The organism is Pseudarthrobacter sp. CCNWLW207 (assembly GCF_037203945.1).
In the GTDB taxonomy this organism is placed as follows: domain Bacteria; phylum Actinomycetota; class Actinomycetes; order Actinomycetales; family Micrococcaceae; genus Arthrobacter.
This window is the reverse complement of record NZ_JBBCBS010000005.1, coordinates 268,024-288,783: the sequence shown is the minus strand read 5'-3', so window position 1 is coordinate 288,783 and position 20,760 is coordinate 268,024. Positions and strand designations below refer to the sequence as shown.

General features: G+C 65.4%; 15 protein-coding genes. 6 read left to right on the top strand and 9 right to left on the bottom strand.

What is annotated here, in order from left to right; translation table 11 throughout:
* Window positions 1-10: 10 nt before the first annotated feature.
* Entirely contained in the window at window positions 11-898 is an 888-nt protein-coding gene (locus V9L17_RS11045; protein ID WP_337351462.1) for a TIGR01777 family oxidoreductase, read from the bottom strand.
* Window positions 899-972: 74 nt separating this feature from the next.
* Between V9L17_RS11045 and V9L17_RS11040 the strand changes: the two genes are divergently transcribed.
* Window positions 973-4,464 carry a S41 family peptidase gene (locus tag V9L17_RS11040; protein ID WP_337351461.1) on the top strand — a complete coding sequence of 1,164 codons (3,492 nt, stop codon included), beginning with the start codon at window positions 973-975 and terminating at the stop codon, window positions 4,462-4,464.
* A gap of 115 nt (window positions 4,465-4,579) precedes the next feature.
* On the opposite strand, the gene V9L17_RS11035 is transcribed toward V9L17_RS11040, so the two are convergent.
* The 5 genes from V9L17_RS11035 to V9L17_RS11015 all read right to left on the bottom strand — a co-directional run bounded on the left by V9L17_RS11035 (window position 4,580) and on the right by V9L17_RS11015 (window position 10,750).
* A complete protein-coding gene (locus V9L17_RS11035) occupies window positions 4,580-5,008 on the bottom strand; it encodes an OsmC family protein (protein WP_337347778.1) in 429 nt (142 codons plus the stop codon).
* Between the two features lie 208 nt (window positions 5,009-5,216).
* Window positions 5,217-5,567, bottom strand: a complete 351-nt coding sequence (locus tag V9L17_RS11030) for a hypothetical protein (protein ID WP_337347779.1) — start codon at window positions 5,565-5,567, stop codon at window positions 5,217-5,219.
* Between the two features lie 167 nt (window positions 5,568-5,734).
* The gene (sucB, locus tag V9L17_RS11025; RefSeq protein WP_337351460.1) at window positions 5,735-7,474 is read right to left on the bottom strand and encodes a 2-oxoglutarate dehydrogenase, E2 component, dihydrolipoamide succinyltransferase; all 1,740 of its coding nucleotides are present in this window, start codon (window positions 7,472-7,474) and stop codon (window positions 5,735-5,737) included.
* A gap of 115 nt (window positions 7,475-7,589) precedes the next feature.
* Window positions 7,590-8,972, bottom strand: a complete 1,383-nt coding sequence (gene lpdA / locus V9L17_RS11020; protein ID WP_337347781.1) for a dihydrolipoyl dehydrogenase — start codon at window positions 8,970-8,972, stop codon at window positions 7,590-7,592.
* Window positions 8,973-9,223: 251 nt separating this feature from the next.
* Window positions 9,224-10,750 carry a leucyl aminopeptidase gene (locus V9L17_RS11015; RefSeq protein ID WP_337351459.1) on the bottom strand — a complete coding sequence of 509 codons (1,527 nt, stop codon included), beginning with the start codon at window positions 10,748-10,750 and terminating at the stop codon, window positions 9,224-9,226.
* A gap of 258 nt (window positions 10,751-11,008) precedes the next feature.
* Between V9L17_RS11015 and V9L17_RS11010 the strand changes: the two genes are divergently transcribed.
* From V9L17_RS11010 to V9L17_RS10995, 4 genes are all read left to right on the top strand, one after another.
* On the top strand, window positions 11,009-11,947 hold the full coding sequence (locus V9L17_RS11010; RefSeq protein ID WP_337347783.1) for a proteasome assembly chaperone family protein: 939 nt from the start codon (window positions 11,009-11,011) through the stop codon (window positions 11,945-11,947).
* 69 nt (window positions 11,948-12,016) lie between these two features.
* On the top strand, window positions 12,017-13,366 hold the full coding sequence (locus V9L17_RS11005) for an MFS transporter (protein ID WP_337351458.1): 1,350 nt from the start codon (window positions 12,017-12,019) through the stop codon (window positions 13,364-13,366).
* An 84-nt stretch (window positions 13,367-13,450) separates the two neighbouring features.
* Complete coding sequence (locus V9L17_RS11000; protein ID WP_337351457.1) at window positions 13,451-14,761, top strand: DUF4192 domain-containing protein; 1,311 nt, start codon at window positions 13,451-13,453, stop codon at window positions 14,759-14,761.
* 248 nt (window positions 14,762-15,009) lie between these two features.
* Window positions 15,010-16,323: an RNA polymerase sigma factor gene (locus V9L17_RS10995; protein ID WP_337347786.1), complete on the top strand. Its 1,314-nt coding sequence runs from the start codon at window positions 15,010-15,012 to the stop codon at window positions 16,321-16,323.
* A gap of 169 nt (window positions 16,324-16,492) precedes the next feature.
* Here the strand turns inward: V9L17_RS10995 and V9L17_RS10990 are convergent, their stop codons facing one another.
* Window positions 16,493-16,714 carry a DUF7455 domain-containing protein gene (locus V9L17_RS10990; RefSeq protein WP_310164642.1) on the bottom strand — a complete coding sequence of 74 codons (222 nt, stop codon included), beginning with the start codon at window positions 16,712-16,714 and terminating at the stop codon, window positions 16,493-16,495.
* A 255-nt stretch (window positions 16,715-16,969) separates the two neighbouring features.
* On the opposite strand from V9L17_RS10990, the gene V9L17_RS10985 reads away from it, so the two are divergent.
* Window positions 16,970-19,078 carry a DNA gyrase/topoisomerase IV subunit B gene (locus V9L17_RS10985; protein ID WP_337351456.1) on the top strand — a complete coding sequence of 703 codons (2,109 nt, stop codon included), beginning with the start codon at window positions 16,970-16,972 and terminating at the stop codon, window positions 19,076-19,078.
* 121 nt (window positions 19,079-19,199) lie between these two features.
* Here the strand turns inward: V9L17_RS10985 and V9L17_RS10980 are convergent, their stop codons facing one another.
* Complete coding sequence (locus V9L17_RS10980; RefSeq protein ID WP_337347788.1) at window positions 19,200-20,195, bottom strand: M56 family metallopeptidase; 996 nt, start codon at window positions 20,193-20,195, stop codon at window positions 19,200-19,202.
* Window positions 20,196-20,201: 6 nt separating this feature from the next.
* A complete protein-coding gene (locus tag V9L17_RS10975; protein WP_337347789.1) occupies window positions 20,202-20,588 on the bottom strand; it encodes a BlaI/MecI/CopY family transcriptional regulator in 387 nt (128 codons plus the stop codon).
* Window positions 20,589-20,760 lie beyond the last annotated feature (172 nt).

The following is a 20,760-nucleotide window of genomic DNA, read 5'->3' as shown; positions in this document are numbered from 1 at the left end:
CGCAGCCCGGTCAGGACGCTATCCAGGCAGCGGCACGCTCCACAGACGCATGCTGCCAGTGGAACCCGCCCTCCGCCAGGGCTGCCGGCTCCATCCGCTGGCTGGGCAGCAGCAACTCATCGGCCAGCTTCCCCATGACCAGGCGCAGGACAGGCGAGGGAACGCGGAGCAGTGCAGGCCGGTGCAGCGCAGCCGCCAGTGCAGCGATGAGGGTGTTAACGTCTGCGCTGTCGGGGGCGCAGACATTGACCGGCCCCTCGTGCCGTGAATGGAGCAGAAACTGAAACGCCGAGGCGACATCGGGCAAAGTGACCCACGGCCAGTACTGCCTTCCCTGACCTAACGGTCCGCCCACCCCGCTACGGAGCAGGGGGAGCAGTTTGCCCAGGGCGCCGCCCGAGCGGCTGAAGACCACGCCGGTCCGGGGAGTCACCACCCGGACGCCGGCTGGCGCCGTGTGGGCGGCTTCCTCCCATTCCACACACAGCCTTGAAAGGATTCCGGTACCGGCCCGGGCGCCTTCCCTGAGCACTGAGCTCCCGGCGTCCCCGTAGTAGCCGGACGCAGATTGGCTGATAAACGTATGCGGCGGTTCATCCAGCTGGTGCATTGCCTGCGTCAGCGTACTCGTGGCATCCAGGCGGGACCTGAACAGCTCCGCGACCCGGTGGCGGGTCCACGGCCGGTCGCCGATCCCCGCCCCGGAGAGGTTGATCACTGCGTCGCTGCCGTCCAGGGCTGCCGGATCGAGGCGGCGGGCGGCCGGATCCCACGCGACGTCCGCCGCCGATGTGGGCACGCGCCGGACAAGGGTGACCACCTCATGGCCGGCGTGGCGCAGGACCCCGGTCAGGTGGGTTCCAATGAGCCCGGAGGCCCCGGCAATAACAATGCGCATGATCCATCTCACCACGGCGCAGCGTCCCGCGGACACTTCCCAGAGGGCCCGGCGGAGTTGACTATGATCGAACGATGACCTCTTCGAGCTACTTCCGATTCCCGCATGTGCACGGCGATCTGGTCACCTTCGTGGCCGAGGACGACGTTTGGATCGCGCCCCTTGGCGGAGGAAGGGCATGGCGTGTGTCCTCCCTCCAGCTCCCTGCGCGCAACCCCCGGTTTACGCCCGATGGCAAGCGCCTGGTCTGGACTGTCGTCCAGGGGACAGCGCCTGAGGTGGTGACCGCGGAGGTTGACGGCGGAGGCTACCGGCAACTTACCTACTTCGGCCACGCCAGCACCAAAGTCAAAGGGTTCACCGCCGGCGGCGCCGTTTTGGTGACCAGTGCCTTCCGCCAGGCGGAGAGCCGGCACACCTACGCCTACAGCGTCCCGGTGGACGGCGGCTGGGCTGAGGAACTGCCGTTCGGTCCAGTGGAATCTGTTGCCTTCGGCCCGGAAATCGGCGACGAACGCCCCGTGGTCCTCGCCAGCGTGCTCTCCCGCGAGCCGGCCTGGTGGAAGCGCTACCGCGGCGGCACCGCAGGGAAGCTCTGGATCGATTCCGACGGCAACGGCGAGTTCGAACGCCTCGTCCCGGAGCTGGACGGCAACCTTACCGATCCCATGTGGGTGGACGGACGGATCGCGTTCCTCTCCGACCATGAAGGGTTCGGAAACCTGTACTCGGTACTGCCCGGCGGCGGCGACCTGCGCCGGCACACCGACCACGAGGACTTCTACGTCCGGCATGCAGCCTCGGACGGGCAGCGGATCGTCTTCGAATCCGCAGGAGAACTCTGGGTCCTCCACGACCTGCGTTCGGAGGCAATGCGGCTGGAGATCTCCCTCGGCTCCGCCTCCCAGTCCCGGCGCCCGGCGCTGCTGAAGACGGAGAAGCACCTCGGCGCCGTCGTTCCTGATGCCACCGGCTCCGCCAGCGCGGTGGAGGCCCACGGCACCATCCACTGGATCCGGCACAAAGACGGCCCCTCCCGCGTGGTGGAGGCAACGCCCGGCGTCCGGGCACGGCTCCCCAGGCCGCTCGACGGCGGCCGCCTCGCCTACATCGCCGACCACGACGGCGTTGAGGCCCTGTACATCAAGGAAATCGCCGGGCCGGTGGCCGGCATTGCCGCAGCCGCTGGCGTGTTGCCCGTCGTCGGACCAGCTGACGCTGCCACAGCTGAATCCGGGGACGCACTGCCACGTCCGGTGCCCGCTGCCGGCGTCGCCGCCGTGGCCACCGCACCAGGCAACGTTCCGGTGGGCGATGACTCGCGGGCCGACGTCGCCCCCGTTGAGGACGAGGATGCGCCCGCAACGGCATCCACGGGCACAGCAGCCATGCATATCGCCTTCGCCAAACCCGCGCGGGCCAGCTCCCTGGAAGCCAGCCCCGATGGCCGGTGGCTGGCCCTGGGTACGTCCTTCGGCGACGTCTACGTCGCAGAGGCGTCCACCGGCGAACTTTCCCTCGTGGCCAGCATCGGCGAAGGAACCATCTCGGAGCTGAGCTGGTCAGCGGATTCCCGCTGGCTCGCCTGGTCCGAACCTGTCACGTCGTTTGGCTCGCGCAGCAGGCTCCGGCTCGTCCAGGTCGGAGGCAAGGACGCCGCCGTGGTTGATGTCACTGATGGACGCTTCTGCGACAAGTCACCCACCTTCACCCCGGACGGCAAGTTCCTCGCCTTCCTGTCCAACCGCAGCTTTGATCCCGTTTACGACGGCCACTCCTTCGACTTGTCGTTCCCCAGCCCCATCAAGCCCTACCTGGTGGCGCTGGCAGCGGATACGCCATCCCCGTTCGGTCCGGCCGTTGCCCTGGACGGAGCCACCGAGGACACTGAGTCCGCCACAGATTCAGCGGCTGGCCCAGAGGACGCCGCCCGCGCACCGGAAGTACAGGTTGACGCAGAAGGCCTGGCGCACCGGGTCATCGGCGTGCCCGTTCCGCAGGGGAATTACACTTCGCTCAGGGCTACGGAGGGCGCGCTGCTCTGGCTGGACTGGGCCCTCGCCGGTGTCACCGGCGACGGCAAGGCCAACCAAGAGGACAAGGACACACCGCCCAGCCTGGTCCGCTTCGACCTTGTGAAGCGGAAAACGGTGACCCTGGTGGACGCCCTCGACAGCTACCGCCTGTCCGGAGACGGCAAGAAGGTTGTCCTGGTCCATGACAAGAAGGTCAGCGTGGTCCCGTCAGGGGCGAAAGCCGACGAGGACTCGGGGCAGCTGGTCAAGGTTGACCTGGGCCGCATCCGGGTCATGATGGATCCGCTCAGCGTCTGGGGCCAGGCATTCGATGAAGCGTGGAGGCTGCAGCGTGACTTCTTCTGGGCTGAAGACATGGCAGGCCAGGACTGGGACTCCATCCACAAGCGCTACCGCCCCCTCGTGGACCGCCTCGGCTCCCACGACGACCTCGTGGACCTGCTGTGGGAACTCCATGGCGAGCTCGGCACGTCGCACGCGTACGTCCGGCCTGCCCCGGTGACGGAGAACGGCAGCAACGGCCAGGGACGCCTCGGAGCCGATCTCGCGTTGACGCCTGCCGGATGGGAGATTACCCGGATCCTGGCCGGCGAATCCTCGGATCCGCTGGCAACGTCCCCACTGACCCGCCCCGGCGCAGGGGCCAAGGCAGGGGACCTCCTGCTGGCCATCGATGGTGTCCCGCTCTCGGCCACGGTGACGCCCGCCATGCAGCTCGTAGGCGCAGCGGGCCGTGCCGTGGAACTCACGCTCCGCAACGGTCCTGGCCACGGCCCTGCGGCCGGCACCCAACGGCGCATCGCCGTCGTCCCGGTCAAGGACGAGGAGCGCCTGCGCTACCAGGAATGGGTGGCCGCGAACAGGCGAACCGTGCGCGAGGCATCCGGCGGTTCATTCGGCTACCTGCACATTCCGGACATGATGGCCAATGGCTGGGCCCAGCTGCACCGCGACCTTGATACGGAAACGGCGCTTGACGGGCTGATCGTGGACGTCAGGCGCAACCGCGGCGGGCACACCTCCCAGCTGGTAGCGGAGCTGATCGGCCGCAAAGTTACTGGCTGGAGCATGCCCCGCGGTGAGGCGCCGCGCACCTACCCGCATCACGCCCCGCGCGGGCCGGTGATCGTCCTGGCTGATGAATTCGCGGGCTCCGACGGCGACATCATCACGCAGGTTTCCAAGCTCCGGGGCATTGGCCCCGTGATTGGTACGCGCACCTGGGGTGGTGTCGTCGGGATCGACAACAGGTTCTCGCTCGCCGACGGCACAGGGGTCACCCAGCCCCGGTACGCCACCTGGTTCGGCGGCGGCGTGGGCTGGGGCGTTGAGAACTACGGTGTGGATCCGGATATCGAGGTTGCGTACCCGCCGCACGCCTATGCCGCTGGCCGCGACCCCCAGTTGGAATACGGAATCGGCGCACTGAAGGAAATGATCCAGGAGCTGCCCACGGACCGCCCGCCAGTCCGCGAAGGCTACCGCAGGCTCAAGCCCGCGCCGTTGCCGGCCCGCCGTCACGTGGACTGACTGCACGCCGCAGCCAGAAGACTTGCACATCAAAAAGGCCCTGCTTCAACCGGTGATCCGGTTGAGGCAGGGCCTTGAAGTCTTCAGCCGCTGGATACGCTGCTGATTCGCTGGATCAGGACTCCAGGGTTGCATCCAGGGTGATGTCGATGCTGGCAAGCGCTCCGGATACGGGGCAGCCAACCTTGGCCTCGCCGGCGATTTTCTGGAACTCCTCTTCGGAGATGCCGGGGACGTTGGCAGAGACGGTCAGGTGGCTGCCGGTGATGCCGGTTCCCGGAACGAAGGTCACGTCAGCCTTGGTGCGGACCTCGTCCGGGGTGTGCCCGGCCTGGGCGAGCATGTTGCTGAACGCCATCGAGAAGCAGCTTGCGTGGGCGGCGGCGATCAGCTCTTCCGGGCTGGTCTTGCCTTCGGCAGCTTCGGTGCGTGCCTTCCAAGTGACGTCGAACGTGCCCAGTCCTGAGCTGTCCAGCGTGGTCTGACCCGATCCTGCAAAGAGGTCGCCATTCCATACTGTGTGTGCGCTGCGCGTTGCTGCCATGTCCACTCCTCAAACGTAGATTCGAACCGGGGCCGGCTCCTGCCTGGGGCCCCGCCGGTTCCCATCCTAGGGACTCACGGGCACCCATGCACGGGCTGTCCGCTCTCAGTGGATTGTGACTGCCCAAAGCTTGATCTTTGCGGCTTAAGCGCGACGGCGCCGTTCCCGGAAGAGGGGAGCGGCGCCGTCGGGCTTTGTTGAAAGGCGGTCAGTTCCACAAGGTGGCGATGGCCACGTTGAGCAGTGCAAGCCCGCCCACGCTGTGCGCCAGGCCCTTGCTGATGTCCTCGCCGTTTTTGTATTTGCGGCGGCCGATGAAGGCCAGCACGCCGACAGCCAGGGCAATCGCGAACTTAATGCCCAGCTTGGCGTAGTTCGCGTCCATGTCCAGGGCCGGGATCAGCCCCATCATCACGATGCCGGTGATGAGCTGAAGCGCCGCGCCGTCGAACTGCCGGGGGTGGACAGTGGGCTTCTTCATGTTGCCGATCCAGATGCCGACGATCATGGCGGCGCCAACGATGTGCAGGAAGACCATGATGTTGTAGACGATAATCATGGCTTCAGTCTAGCCAGAGGTTTCTACGCCGTGTAGTAAGGCTGGCCGGGTCCTGCCGTGTCGTGCGGCCAGCATCGGCCGGAACCGTTAAACCGCGACGGCGGTGCGCGCTTTCCGGTGGTTTCCCACCGGCGCGTGCACCGCCGTCGAGCGTTCCGAAGCTGGGGCTACAGGCCCAGGTCAGCCTCGAAGGCGCCTTCTTCAAGGCGGGCCTTCAGCGTCTGCAGGAAGCGGCCTGCGTCTGCGCCGTCCACCAGGCGGTGGTCGTACGTCAGCGACAGGTACATCATGGAGCGGATGGCGATCGAGTCGTCACCGTTCTCATCGGCCACCACCACCGGGCGCTTGACGATCGCGCCGGTACCCAGGATGCCAACCTGCGGCTGGTTGATGATCGGGGTGTCGAACAGTGCGCCGACCGATCCGATGTTGGTGATGCTGAACGTGCCGCCGGACAACTCGTCCGGGCCGATCTTGCCGTCGCGGGTGCGGCCGGCGACGTCGGCGATCTTGCCGGCCAGGCCAGCCAGGTTGAGGTTACCGGCGTCCGAGATGACCGGGACCAGCAGGCCCTTGTCGGTGTCCACGGCGATCGCCAGGTGCTCGGCGTTGTGGTAGGTGATTTCCTGCTTGTCCTCGTCGTACGCAGCGTTCAGCTTCGGGTGCTGCTTGAGGGCCTCGGCAACTGCCTTGGCGATGAACGGCAGGAAGGTGAGCTTGACGCCGTTCTGGGCCTGGAACGAGTTCTTGGCCTTGAGCCGGAGCTTGGCGACCTTGGTCATGTCCACTTCGTGCACCTGCGTGAGCTGGGTGGAGACCTCAAGGGACTCGCGCATGCGGCGGGCGATGACCTGGCGGATGCGGGGAGCCTTCTGAGTGGTTCCGCGCAGCGAAGAAGCAGCCGGGCCAGCGGGCGCAGCGGATGCCGCCGGTGCTGACGGCGCTGACGGCGCAGCGGCCGGGGCAGCCTTTGCCTCGGCTGCGGCGATGACATCCTGCTTGCGGATGCGGCCACCAACGCCGGTGCCCGTGAGCGAGGAGATGTCTACTCCCTGCTGGTTTGCGAGCTTGCGGACCAGCGGCGTGACGTAGCCGGATTCGGCCGCTGACGTGGCCGGTGCGGCCTCAGCGGCCGGCTTGGGGGCTTCAGCCTGGGGAGCTTCTGCCTTGGGTGCCTCTGCCTTGGGTGCCTCAGCCTTGGGCGCTTCAGCGGCAGCCGGGGCCGGAGCTTCGGGCTTAGCTTCGGCGGCCGGAGCGGGAGCGGCGGCGGGTGCTGCCGCAGGGGCGGCGGCACCGGAACCGATGACGGCCAGCACGGAGCCAACCTCGGCGGTTTCGTCCTCGTTCACGCGGATTTCCTGCAGCGTTCCGGCTACGGGGGACGGGATCTCGGTGTCGACCTTATCGGTGGAAACCTCGAGGAGGGGCTCGTCCACCTCGACGGAGTCGCCTATTGCCTTGAGCCAGCGGGTAACGGTTCCTTCAGTAACGCTTTCGCCGAGGGCCGGGAGAGTGACCTCGTGGCCCTCGCCGCCGGTTGCTGCGGGAGCCTCAGCTGCGGGAGCCTCCTGAGCCGGAGCTGCCGGGGCCTCTTCGGCGGGCGCTTCTTCGGCAGGAGCCGCGGGAGCTTCTTCGGCCGGGGCGGCTGCCTCGGGTGCCGAGGAACCTGCTCCATCGCCGATGCGCACCAGGGGAGCGCCAACTTCGGCGGTCTCGTCTTCGGCGACGAGGATTTCCTCAATCACACCAGCAATTGGAGAGGGGATTTCGGTGTCTACTTTGTCGGTGGAAACCTCGAGCAGCGGCTCGTCCACCTCTACCCGGTCACCTACCTGCTTGAGCCAGCGGGTGACGGTTCCTTCGGTGACACTCTCACCGAGGGCGGGCAAGTTAACGGATTCAGACATGTCGTCCCCGTTCTCCTTATTGATCTTTTGTGCGGATGATTGCTGGCTTGTTCGAGCTTAGTGCACCCGGCGGATCATGCCGGGTGCACTAAGCCCTGTTGTCTTGCTGGGCTGCTTAGCCGTGAAGGGCTTTGCCTGCCAGGGCGAGGTGGGCCTCGCCCAGTGCCTCGTTCTGGGTGGGGTGGGCGTGCAGCAGCTGGGCCACATCCTCCGGGTAGGCTTCCCAGTTCACGATCAGCTGGGCTTCGCCGATCTGCTCACCCATGCGGGAGCCGATCATGTGGACGCCCACCACGGGGCCGTCCTTCTGGCGGACAAGCTTGACGAGGCCGCCGGTGCCCAGGATGGAACTCTTGCCGTTGCCGGCGAGGTTGTACTCCTGGATCTGGACCTGGTCGTCGCCGAACTTTTCCTTGGCGGCTTTTTCCGTGTAGCCCACGGTTGCGATCTCAGGCTCGCAGTAGGTGACCTTGGGGATGTTGACATCCTCGACGATGACAGGGTTCAGGCCTGCGATCTCCTCGGCGACAAAAATGCCCTGCTGGTATCCACGGTGGGCCAGCTGCACGCCGGGAACGATGTCGCCCACGGCGTAGACATTGCCCACGCCGGTGTGGAGGCGCTCGTTGGTGATGACGAAGCCGCGGTCGATGGTGACGCCCGCTTCTTCATAGCCGAGGTTGGCGGTGACGGGACCGCGGCCCACGGCGACGAGGAGGTATTCGGCTTCGAACGTCTGGCCGTCCACGAGGGTGACCTTGACGCCGGAGTCGTTCTGCTCGACGCCCTGGAAGAAGATGCCGGTGGAGAACTTGATGCCGCGCTTCTTGAAGGCACGCTCAAGGTTCTTGACGATGGCGGTGTCCTCGTTGGGCACCAGGGAGGGCAGGCCCTCAACAATGGTCACGTCCACGCCGAAGGACTTCCACACGGAGGCGAACTCGACGCCGATGACGCCGCCGCCGAGCACGATGGCGCTCTTGGGGATGGAGTCCATCTTCAGGGCCTCGTCCGAGGTGATGACGCGGCCGCCGATTTCCAGGCCCGGAAGGGAGCGGGAGTATGAGCCGGTGGCGAGGACGATGTTCTTGCCCTTGTAAGCGGTTCCGTTCACCACAACGGTGTCGGTGCCCTGGAGCTTGCCTTCACCCTCGATGACGGTGATGCCCTTGGACTTGATCAGGCCCTGGAGGCCCTTGAACTTGCCAGCGACGATGCCGTCCTTGTAGGCATTGACAGCGTTGATATCGATGCTGTCCAGGGTGACATTCACGCCGTACTTGGCGGAGTCGCGGGCGTGGTCGGCCAGTTCAGCCGAGTGCAGCAGTGCCTTGGTGGGGATACAGCCATTGTGGAGGCAGGTGCCGCCCAGCTTTCCCTTCTCCACGAGGCCGACGGTGAAGCCAAGCTGTACGGCCCGCAGGGCGGTGGCGTATCCGCCGCTGCCGCCACCGAGTACCAGGATGTCGAATTCTTGCGCAGTTGCCTGATCGGCCACTTAGACGCTCCCTCGCGTGAACGATGACGCGAGAGTACGCATCATCTGGTCTTGGAACTTGTACTGCCGTGATTATGCCAGCAGGCAAGTTCTCTTGCATTTGTGACTACCGTGGTTCACCTTAGCGAACCACTTATCCATGCTCCACCTTGGCGCAGCGTTTGTGGAGCGCTTGTGGTGAGTGTCACGCGGCTTTGTGTCCAAGCATTCACTGTGGGGTCACAAAGCCGCGTGACAGGTCAAAGAGCCGGTCAGGCAGCGGCGGCCAGGAGGTCCTCCACGTAAGCAACCAGCGTACGGACCGTGCAGCCCGTGCCCTGCTTGTGGGTGTAGCCATACGGGCTCCCGTTGTTGAACGAGGGCCCGGCGATGTCCACGTGGGCCCAGGGGATCTGCTCCCCGTCCTTGCCCTTACCCACAAACTCGCGCAGGAAAACGGCAGCGGTCATCATGCCGCCGTGGCGTTCGCCGATATTGGCCAGGTCCGCCACCTGGGAATCCAGGCTGGGGCGGAGTTCCTCTGGCAGGGGCATGGGCCAGACCAGCTCACCGGCGCGGTCCGCCGCGGCCTTGAGCGGGCCGGTGACACTGTCAGAGCCCATGACGCCGGCGGTGCGGTTGCCGAGCGCGATGAGCTGGGCGCCGGTCAGCGTGGCAACGTCGATGATGGCGTCCGGGTATTCCCGGCTCGCCGCGACGATGCCGTCCGCCATGACCAGCCGGCCCTCGGCGTCGGTATTGAGCACCTCCACAGTCTTGCCGCCGAACATGGTCAGGACGTCCGCGGGCCGCGAAGCCGCACCTGAGGGCATGTTTTCCGCGATGCAAAGCCAGGCGGTCGCCTTCACCGGCAGGCCCAGGCCGGCGATCGCCAGCACTGTGTTAAGGACGACGGCGGCGCCCGCCATGTCGGACTTCATGTCGCCCATGCCCAGTGCCGGCTTGATGGAGATGCCGCCGGTATCGAAAGTGATGCCCTTGCCGACCAGGGCAATTTTTGCGGTCGCCGTGGCGGGGGCGTACTCGACCTTCACCAGGCGGGGCTGCCGGGCGGATCCCTTGCCCACGCCCATGATGCCGCCGAAACCTTCCTTTTCCAGGCGTTTTTCGTCCCAGACGGTCACCTTGACGGGCAGCCCCTTGGACAGTTCCTTGGCGGCATCGGCGAACGTCTCGGGGTAGAGGTGGCTGGGCGGTTGGTTGACCAGAGTCCTTGTGGCGTTCACTGCCTTGCCGATCAGGCCCGCACGCGTCAGGGCGGGGCGGAGTTCCGGCTCGCCGGCAACATCCGTGTAGATCACCGCATTGCTGACCGGGGCCTTCAGCCCGTCCTGGGAGGAACGGTACTCAGTGAAGGCATAGGCTCCCAGCGCGGCACCCTCCGCGACGGCAGCGACGTCGGCAACCGCCGCCGTCGGAAGCGCCAGGACAACAGTGGTGAGGCCGGCAAGCTGCCGCACAGCGGAGCCGGCGGCCCGGCGGAGTGATTCTTCGGAGAGGACACGGTCCGCGCCGACCTTGCCCACTCCGGCGAGTACCAGCACGCCGGCGCCCGTCTCGGGGAGGCCTGGGAGCCGGACCAGCTGGTCAGCGGCCCCCGTGACGCCGAGGACCTTAAGGGAATCTGCCAAGGCTTCGGCGGACTTGGCCGTCAGCGGATTCTCGAGGAGGACAGGCCCGTCCGATCCCTGGCCCACACCGATGACAACAGCGTCACTCGATGCCTTCCTAAGGTCCCGGGAGAGGGTACTAAGGTTGATTTCAGTATTCTTGACCACAGGGATCAGTCCTCAATTCTCAAAGATTGTTCGGGCAGGAATGCATGTTTGGCGTCCTGCCATGGACACCTCGGCTGCGGTGGGCCAGGTACTCCGCCGGGGCGTCGCAAGCCCGTCCGGCAGGCAGTTCCGATCGTAGCCCGTCTGCGCCGCGGCAGCGGAATCAGCTGAGAGCTGGGACACACCAACAAGCGGAATGCGCCGGTGTCCCGCGGCGTTGTACGAGGTATCCACCTGAAACCACGAAAGGAACATGCCGTGCTTGAACGGATTTCCGGCTCCCTGCTGGACCCCGATGCGCTCTATGCGAGCAACATCGAGCTGTTCCACAGCCCGGCGCTCCGGGGACTGAACCTGGTGATGGGGTTTACGGGGTTCGCCGATGCCGGCCATGTGGTCAAGCAGATCAACGCAGAGCTGCTGGACACCCTCGACGCCGAGACGGTAGCGGTCTTCGACGCCGACCAGCTCATCGACTACCGGTCCCGGCGGCCCCACGTCTCGTTTGTGGAAGACCACCTGCAGGATTACCAGGAGCCGAAGCTGGCGCTGTACAGGCTGACGGACGGCCTGGGCCTTCCCTTCCTCCTGCTGGCCGGCTTTGAGCCGGACCTGCAGTGGGAGCGGTTCGCCCGCGCCGTGGTGGGCATTGCTGAGAAGCTGGATGTCAACCTGGTGACGTGGATCCACTCCATTCCCATGCCGGTTCCGCACACCCGCCCCGTTGGCGTCACCGTCCACGGGAACCGGCCCGACCTGATCGAAGGCATCTCAGTGTGGAAGCCCACTGTGGAGGTCCCGGCGGCCGTCGGCCATATCCTCGAACTTCGGCTGGTTGAGGCCGGACGCAACGTAGCCGGCTATGTCATCCATGTCCCGCACTACCTTGCTGAAGCGGAGTACCCCACAGCCGCGGTGGCAGGCCTGGAATACCTGGGCGCCGCGACGTCGCTGATGCTGCCCACGGACAGGCTTCGTGAAGCCGGCCGGGAAGTCAGCCGCCAGATTGCCGAGCAGATTGAGGCGTCCGAGGACGTCAAGCAGGTGGTTTCCCGCCTCGAATCCCGTTACGACGAAAAAGCCGAGGGGACCGTCCGCCGATCCCTGCTGGCCGACGAGAACGACAACCTGCCAAACGGTGACGAACTCGGGGCCGCAGTGGAGGCCTACCTCGCCCGCGAAAACCCCGGCCACTAGACCGCCCGGGCCTGTCCGCCTGGTGGCTCCAACACGTGGATGCCGCCGCGGCGCGGGCATAATGGGGGAGTGACTGCACCCCGCGCCTGGCCGATTTGGACCATCGGTGTCTTCGCGTATCTGGTAGCCGTCTCGCAGCGGACCTCCTTCGGCGTGGTGGGCCTGGAGGCCACCGAACGGTTCCACGCCAGCGCCTCGGCCATCTCCTTCTTCACTGTCCTCCAACTCCTCGTCTACGCCGGGCTCCAGATCCCCGTGGGCGTCCTGGTGGACCGGTTCGGCTCACGGGCGATGATTGCCGGCGGAGCAGTCCTGATGGGACTTGGGCAGCTGCAGTTGGCCCTTGCCGACGGCATCCCCGGCGGCGTGCTGGGACGGGTGCTCGTTGGCGCGGGCGATGCCATGACCTTCATCTCCGTCATCCGCCTTATCCCGCTGTGGTTCGCCCCGGCGCGTGTACCCCTGGTCACGCAGCTGACCGGTATGTCCGGACAGCTGGGCCAGCTTTTCAGCGTTGTCCCGTTTGCCCTGGTCCTCCATGCGGCGGGCTGGACCCAGGCGTTCCTGATGCTGGCCGGGATGTCCGGGCTCGCCGTCGTCCTGGTCCTCCTGTTCCTGCTGGACGTCCCTCCGGGCACGCCGCGGCAACAGTCGCAGCAGGGGCTGAAGGCCACCGGAGCCTCGCTCGCGCGGGCGTGGCGCCAACCCGGCACACGGCTGGGGATGTGGAGCCATTTCACTATCCAGTTCAGCGGCACGGTCTTCGCGATGACTTGGGGTTATCCCTTCCTCATTTCAGGCCAGGGCCTCGACGCCGGCACCGTCGCGGCGCTCATGGCGCTCTATGTCGCCGCCGCGATGGCCGTGGGCCCCTTCATCGGCCGCTTTGTGTCCAGGCACCCGCTGCGGCGCTCCACAATGGTCCTGCTCATCGCCGGTGCCACCGCTGCCGCGTGGGCCGCGGTCCTGCTCATGCCCGGACGTTCGCCGCTGTGGCTCCTCGCGGGCCTGGTTGTTGTCCTGGCGATCGGCGGGCCCGGTTCGATGATCGGCTTCGATTTCGCCCGGACCTTCAACCCGGCGCACAGAATCGGCACCGCCACGGGCATCGTCAACGTGGGCGGGTTCATCGCCGCCCTTGTGGCGATCTTCCTGATCGGGCTGGTCCTGGACGTCCTTTACGCCAGCGGTTTCTCCAACGGCATCCTTTACGGGCTCGAGCCGTTCCGGATCGCCTTGTGCGTCCAGTTCCTGCTCATCGGGATCGGCGCCTCGGCGACTTTGGCCTCCCGGCGGAAAGTGCGGCGGCAAATGGCAGCGCAGGGAGTTATTGTTCCGCCGCTCCTGCGGACCCTCGCACAGCAGCGTCGGGAAAACCTGGCCCGGAAAAAGCAGCGGACGCCCGCGGACGACGACTGACACTCCTCCTCCACTTGGGGGCACTTGTCCACATAGGTCATATTGGGTATTTGTTGCGGGCTATGGTGCGCGAAAGCTGGACGCATGACTCCTCCAGAACACCTCACCGTCCAGGGCCCCGAGGACATCCTTGGGTTCATTCCGCATTCCCTTGGGTATTGGCCGGCCGACAGCCTCGTTGCCATGACGCTCCAGGGGAAAAGCCTGGGGGCCACGCTGCGCCTTGACCTGCCGGGCAGCGAAGTCCTTGCGGATCCAAAGAAGTTTGCCTGCACCGTACGGGACTACCTGCGCGCTGACCAGCAGGCAGACGCCTCCCTGCTGGTGCTCTTCACCAACGAGGGCTGGACGGAGGCGCGCCCGGGTGCGGTCCAGACCTACACAGGATTGCTGGCATCGCTGCAGGCGGTGCTGGGCGCCGCCGGCATGCCCGTGCGGGATGCCTGGTACGTGGGGGATACGTACTGGCGGGATGCATATTGCACGGACGGATCCTGCTGCCCACTGCCGGGCAGGCCCATCAGCGACATCCGCGACAGCAGGCTCAATGCCGAAATGGTCTACCGCGGCAGCAGCGTGGGTCCGGCGCCGGAGGACCAGTGCCCCACGCCGGCCGCGATGCCGGCGGAGTCCAAGGCCAGGCTCCGGGCAGCCGAGGCCTCGTGGATGGTCCCGTTGGATCGCCGCCGGGCCAGCCGGGCACAATTCGAGACGCTCCTTGACGCCTGGGAGTTGCTCTTCCGGTCCGGGCAGTGCCCGGCAGATCCGCTTGTCCTGGGCTACGTCCGGGCAACACTGCGCGTGCCCGCATGGCGTGATGCGGTCCTGGTCATGGCCGCCGCAGGCAGGGCTGCCGCGTCTGCCGGTGCAGATCGGTTCGGGATATTCGACGCCGGATGCCGGCTGGCGCCAGTGCGCCCGCAGGCCGACGGCCGCCAGGAAGCCGCGGCGGGCACTGCGATTGCCGCGGGAGGCCCCGTCCGGCCCAGCCCCGTTCCGTCCCACCCCGTCCGGCCCAGCCCCGTCTCGTCCCACCCCGTCCCGGGCGGTGCCGTCGGCGATGCTGCCCTGGTCCCGGGATATGGCGAGGTGCTGCTGGGCCTGGCCCCGCCCAGGCCTGACTGGAACAGCATGAACAACCTGGACCGTGTCCTGGAGCAACTGGCCCCCGGAGGAGGGCAGGCCGCAGCGGCAGCGCTTTCGGGGCGCGGCTGGATTTCGTGGTGCCGCGGACGTGGTTCGTACGCTGCTGCGCACCTCGGCCGGGCGCTGGATGAGGAGCCCGGATACCGGCTGGCTGAACTTCTGCTCGAACTCATGCGGCGCGGGACTCTCTGCGGCTGGGCCGCCCGGAAGGATGCTGCCTGGCAGAAGTTCGGACCTGACGCCGCCTGAGAGGGATGGGGCGGCGTCATGCGGCCACGTTTGGGAAACCGTGAGACAATGGATGCCGAGACCCGGTTGGGTCCGTGAATCTGGTGCACGTAATGGCAACCTTTATGGGAACATTACAGCCGCTTCGGCAGTTCTACTTAAGGACTCTGCCGGCCGTGGTTGCACCTGATATTCATCACGGACTTGACAGGGTCATAGTGGTGTTGCCCGTATGGTGATTCCACAGACCGCCGCTAGAAAGGTTTTCTGTGACCCCGTCTTCCGAGAAGAAGGAACCCGCTGCCCAGGACGACTTGTCCCCTGAGGAGAAGCAGGCTGCAACGAACGCCAAGCGTGCAGCCACGCGGGCAGCAAACAAAGCTGTCAAGGACGCCACCGCCGGTGATGTGGATGGCAAGCCCGAGCCCAAGAAGCGCGGGCCCAAGCCCGGTGCCAAGGCCGCTGCTGAAGCCGCCGGAAAGTCCGCGCGCGGAGACGACGAGGACGATGTCGAGGAAGACCTCGACGACATCATCCTGGATGGCCCGGACGCCGTCGACGACGGTGAAATCAATGCTGCCAAGGAAGCGACCGCTGCAACCGGCAAAGGCTTCGTCTACTCTGACGCCGACGACGACGACGCCCCTGTCCAGCAGGTCATGTCCGCGGGCGCGACCGCCGACCCCGTCAAGGACTACCTCAAGCAGATCGGTAAGGTAGCGCTGCTCAACGCCGAGCAGGAAGTTGACCTTGCACTCCGGATCGAAGCCGGCCTCTTCGCCGAAGAGAAGATCAACGCCGACGACGGCAGTATGGACCCGAAGTTCAAGCGCGAGCTCGAATTCGTCATCCACGACGGCAAGCGCGCCAAGAACCACCTGCTGGAGGCCAACCTCCGGCTCGTAGTCTCGCTGGCCAAGCGCTACACCGGCCGTGGAATGCTGTTCCTGGACCTCATCCAGGAAGGCAACCTGGGCCTGATCCGCGCGGTGGAGAAGTTCGACTACACCAAGGGCTTCAAGTTCTCGACGTATGCCACCTGGTGGATCCGCCAGGCCATCACCCGCGCCATGGCTGACCAGGCCCGCACCATCCGTATTCCGGTTCACATGGTCGAAGTCATCAACAAGCTGGCCCGCGTCCAGCGCCAGATGCTCCAGGACCTGGGCCGCGAACCCACGCCGGAAGAGCTGGCGCTGGAACTGGACATGACCCCCGAAAAGGTCGTCGAGGTCCAGAAGTACGGCCGCGAGCCCATCTCGCTGCATACCCCGCTCGGCGAGGACGGCGATTCCGAGTTCGGCGACCTCATCGAGGATTCCGAGGCCGTAGTTCCCGCGGATGCGGTCAGCTTCACTCTGCTGCAGGAGCAGTTGCACTCGGTTCTGGATACCCTCTCGGAGCGAGAAGCCGGCGTAGTGGCCATGCGGTTCGGCCTCACCGATGGACAGCCTAAGACTTTAGACGAAATCGGCAAGGTCTATGGCGTCACGCGTGAGCGCATCCGCCAGATCGAATCCAAGACCATGTCCAAGCTGCGCCACCCTTCGCGGTCCCAGGTGCTCAGGGACTACCTGGACTAAGACCAGTTGGATTGAAAAAGGCACTACACTGCGGGCCGGCTGGCGCCGTGATCTGGTAGATCATGGCGCCGGTCGGCCCGTTTCTTTGTCCTCAACGTTTCCAAGGCGACCGCTTAAAAGGATCAGGACCCCTCCGTGGGAGGGGTCCTGATCCTTTTAAGCCTGCTGTCTAGTCGACTGCTACGGGTGCCTTCTCGTGAAGCCGGCCCGTCTCATCGTGCCAGTCGGAGCTCAAGGGCTTGAGTGTTGACTCGACTGCACGGGCATGGTGGCCGCAGAAAAGAAGCTCACCCCCGGAGGACTCGAGTACAACACGGACGTACGCCTGGGCTCCGCAACGATCGCACCGGTCCAGTGCGTTGAGTGTGCGGTCTGCCACTGCTGTTGTCATTTCGGCCTCCTTAGTAGATCTGTATGTCTATGTAACCAGTATTCGTAGCAATTCCATCGCAAGGATTGGGCAAGTTCGCTGTCCGCGTATCCGCAAGACTTGATCAAGAGCCACCTGCCGCATAACGGGAAGATAACGAGTGGCGTCTGCCACAGCTCCGGACAGGCGTGGGAGGCCGGTGTTCGACGCTTGTCAGACTAGGCTGGGAAGGGCGCCTTAGCGCCTGCTGTTCCGTCACTGAAGGAGTTCACAACCGTGGCACCGAGTTCTGATTACACCGCCCGGCACCTCTCTGTCCTGGAGGGCCTTGAGGCCGTACGCAAACGGCCGGGCATGTACATCGGCTCCACTGACTCCCGCGGCCTGATGCACTGCCTGTGGGAGATTATCGACAACTCCGTCGACGAGGCCCTCGCCGGTTTTGGACACGACATCAAGATCATCCTGCACGCCGACAACTCCGTCGAGATCCACGACGACGGGCGCGGCATTCCCGTTGACGTCGAGCCCAAGACCGGACTGTCCGGCGTTGAGGTCGTGTTCACCAAACTGCATGCAGGCGGAAAGTTCGGCGGCGGCTCCTACACTGCGTCCGGCGGCTTGCACGGTGTGGGCGCGTCAGTGGTCAACGCGCTGTCCTCCCGCCTGGATGTGGAAGTGGACCGTGGCGGGAAAACCTACAAAATGTCCTTCCGGCGCGGTGAGCCGGGAAGGTTCAAAGATCCCGGGACCAAGTCCGACCCCGCTGCCACCTTCGAACCATTTGTTGAGGACTCCGTCCTGGACATCGTGGGCAAAGCCAAGCGCGGCGTCACGGGAACGCGCATCCGATACTGGGCAGACCGTCAGATTTTTACCCCCGACGCCAAATTCTCCTACGACGAACTCGCGGCGCGAGCCCGGCAGACCTCGTTCCTCGTACCCGGCCTGAAGCTGACCGTCCGCGACGAGCGCCGCGTGGCCGGCACTCCGGGCGAAGGCGGCCCGCACGAAGAGGTGTTCCACCACGACGGCGGTATCTCCGAGTTCGTGGATTTCCTCGCCGCTGATCCGGCCGTTACCGACATTTGGCGGTTGCACGGCTCGGGCAAATTCAAGGAAACCGTGCCGGTTCTGGACGAACGCGGCCACAGCCAGCTCGCCGAGGTTGAACGCGACTGCGAAGTGGACGTCGCACTGCGTTGGGGCGTCGGCTACGACAGCACGGTTCGCAGCTTCGTCAACATCATCTCCACGCCCAAGGGCGGTACGCACCAGTCCGGCTTTGAGCAGGCGCTGGTGAAGACGTTCCGCAAGGCGGTGGAAAGCAACGCCCGTAAGCTCAAAGCCGGGAACGACAAAATCGAGAAAGACGATATCTTCGCCGGCCTCACGGCCGTCCTGACCGTCCGCCTTGCTGAGCCACAGTTCGAGGGCCAAACCAAGGAGATCCTCGGGACCTCGGCCGTGCGCGCCATTGTGGCCAGGGTCGTGGAGCAGGAAATCAACGCCAAGCTCAACTCAGCCAACCGTAATGACAAGGCCCAGTCGGCACTCTTGCTGGAGAAGATCGTCAGCGAGATGAAGTCCCGCATCTCGGCGCGCGTCCATAAGGAAACACAGCGCCGCAAGAATGCGCTGGAAACATCGTCGATGCCCACCAAGCTCGCTGACTGCCGTACGGACGACGTCGCCCGCTCTGAACTTTTTATCGTGGAGGGCGACTCGGCGCTGGGAACGGCCAAGTTGGCCCGGTCCTCGGATTTCCAGGCGTTGCTGCCCATCCGCGGAAAGATCCTCAATGTCCAGAAGGCTTCGGTAGGGGACATGCTCTCCAACGCCGAGTGTGCTGCCCTGATCCAGGTGGTGGGCGCCGGTTCGGGCCGCAGTTTCGACATCACCGCCGCCCGCTATGGCAAGGTCATCCTGATGACGGACGCCGACGTCGATGGCGCCCACATCCGCACGCTCCTGCTGACGCTGTTTTTCCGCTATATGCGGCCGATGATCGACGAGGGCAGGGTCTTCGCCGCTGTTCCGCCGCTTCACCGCGTGGAGGTGATCAATGCAGGCCAGAAGGCCAACGAGATGATCTACACGTACTCGGAAGCCGAGCTGCACGTCCTTCTGGCCCGTCTCGCCAAAGAGGGCAAGCGCTACAAGGAACCCATCCAGCGTTACAAGGGCCTGGGCGAAATGGACGCGGAGCAGCTGGCGGAAACTACTATGGATCCGCGGCACCGGACCCTGCGGAAAGTGGGGATCGAAAACGCCAAGCAGGCCGAGGACACCTTCGACCTACTGATGGGCTCGGACGTCGCCCCGCGCAAGGACTTCATTATTGCCGGCGCGGCAAGCCTGGACCGGGAGCGAATCGACGCCTGACCGCGCCCCATCGATTGCTCCACACCTGCCCTTTTGGACGCTCAAAACGGCCGTTATGGAGCACTCGATGGTTGCGGATGCACCGAAGTACTCCTCGCTTTGAGGGAAGGTCCGGGCCCGCTCAGCCCAGCAGGCCGGGCACAATCAGCAGTGCCGTGGGCAGGGCCAGCAGCAGGACGCAGCCCGCCAGGACACTTCCACGGATGGCAGTCGGGAGCTGCGGGCGCGGTGACAGCAACCTGCTGACCCTCGACGCGGTGGTCCGCGCAGAATCGGCCCCGGTGACACCTGCCGCGGTTTCGAGGCCCTCAAGGGCAAGGCCTGCCTGGCCTGTGGGCTGGAGCTCAGCCCCTCGGTCTGCCGACACTGAACCGCTGGCCACGATCGCTATGGCCTTGATGAGGGTTGCCTTGCTCTCTGTTTTCAGGGCGACGTCATCAGCAAGCATCTCGATGAGCGAGTTCACGGACTCCTGCGCGAGCCGCGTGGTGGGAAGCCAGGGCAGGGCTTGCCGCCAGGCGGCGAACGCCCAGAGCAGGAGATGGTGACGCTGGCTCAGGTGGGCGTTTTCGTGGATCAGGACGGCGCGCAACTCAGCTGGTTCGAGGGCCGCCATGAGGCCATCGGACAGGACCGTGACCGATCGTGCGCCGCCGGGAAGGCAGTAGGCCACTGGAGAGTCGTGGCTGATGACCACTGTTCCCGCCCCTTGGGTGGAGGGTGAGGCCAACAGCGCAAGGAGCTCGCGATGCCGCCGTCGCTGCCGTTCGATCTTGTAGTAGGTGAGCAGCAGGGTGAAGACCAGATGTGCCGTCAGCAGGGCCGCGGCGGACAGCGCAAAGAGATGCCAGAAGCCGAGGGCTGTGGTGGGCGCATTAAAGAACACCATTCCCGCGAGTGCCCGCAGCCCGGCGATCAGGTTCTCGCCGATTGGTTCGAGGCCGTACACGAGCATCGCGCCGATCATGGAGAGTCCACCAGCGAGGGCGATGGCCTGCCAGAGGAGCATCGCGGTGAAGGGTGACCTCGCCGGCCACTGGGCGCGGGAAAGGAAGATAGGTACCGGCCACGCCAGGACTATCGCAAGGACCGCCAGCAGGTACGAGGTCCAGAACATGGCCCGCTAGATGTGGCCGAGCAATTTGCGCAGTGTTTCGGCTTCACTTTCGGTCACGGACCCAATGAACCTTGCCAGTACGGCTTCGCGGTCGGGGGCGGATCCCAGTACCTCATGCATGAGCTCCGCCGTGTGGTCTTCCCTGCTGGAAACAGCCTGGTAGCGGTGCGGCCGGGTGCCGCGCTCCCGCTCGACGAGGCCCTTCTTCTCCAGCCGCGAGAGGACCGTCAGTACGGTGGTAACGGCCAATTCCTTGCCTTCATGCCCCGCTGAGCCGCCGGTGGCCTCGGTGCTTTGCGCCAACAGATCGCGCAGGGTGTTTGCCGTGGCTGCTTCATGGCCCGCCCAGAGCAGGTCCATCACTGCCCGTTCCAGTTCGCCCAGACTAGCCATTCCATACATCCTTTGATTCCCCGCACCGTTGGGCCCGAAGGCCGCGGTGACAACACCTGAACACTACAGATACAAATTTACCCCGTTTCTCCCTTACTTTCTACGCCAAGTAGAACAGTGGGCGCGCCGCGGCCTTGTGGGCCCGACGTGATGATGGAACTGTTGGTTTACA

What these genes read in the sequence shown, in the direction of transcription:
- V9L17_RS10975 (WP_337347789.1), bottom strand. Translation starts at nt 20,588, where the DNA reads ATGGCTAGTCTGGGCGAACTGGAACGGGCAGTGATGGACCTGCTCTGG.
- V9L17_RS10990 (WP_310164642.1), bottom strand. Translation starts at nt 16,714, where the DNA reads ATGACAACAGCAGTGGCAGACCGCACACTCAACGCACTGGACCGGTGC.
- V9L17_RS11035 (WP_337347778.1), bottom strand. Translation starts at nt 5,008, where the DNA reads ATGGCAGCAACGCGCAGCGCACACACAGTATGGAATGGCGACCTCTTT.
- sucB (WP_337351460.1), bottom strand. Translation starts at nt 7,474, where the DNA reads ATGTCTGAATCCGTTAACTTGCCCGCCCTCGGTGAGAGTGTCACCGAA.
- V9L17_RS11030 (WP_337347779.1), bottom strand. Translation starts at nt 5,567, where the DNA reads ATGATTATCGTCTACAACATCATGGTCTTCCTGCACATCGTTGGCGCC.
- V9L17_RS10980 (WP_337347788.1), bottom strand. Translation starts at nt 20,195, where the DNA reads ATGTTCTGGACCTCGTACCTGCTGGCGGTCCTTGCGATAGTCCTGGCG.
- V9L17_RS11045 (WP_337351462.1), bottom strand. Translation starts at nt 898, where the DNA reads ATGCGCATTGTTATTGCCGGGGCCTCCGGGCTCATTGGAACCCACCTG.
- V9L17_RS11000 (WP_337351457.1), top strand. Translation starts at nt 13,451, where the DNA reads ATGACTCCTCCAGAACACCTCACCGTCCAGGGCCCCGAGGACATCCTT.
- V9L17_RS11040 (WP_337351461.1), top strand. Translation starts at nt 973, where the DNA reads ATGACCTCTTCGAGCTACTTCCGATTCCCGCATGTGCACGGCGATCTG.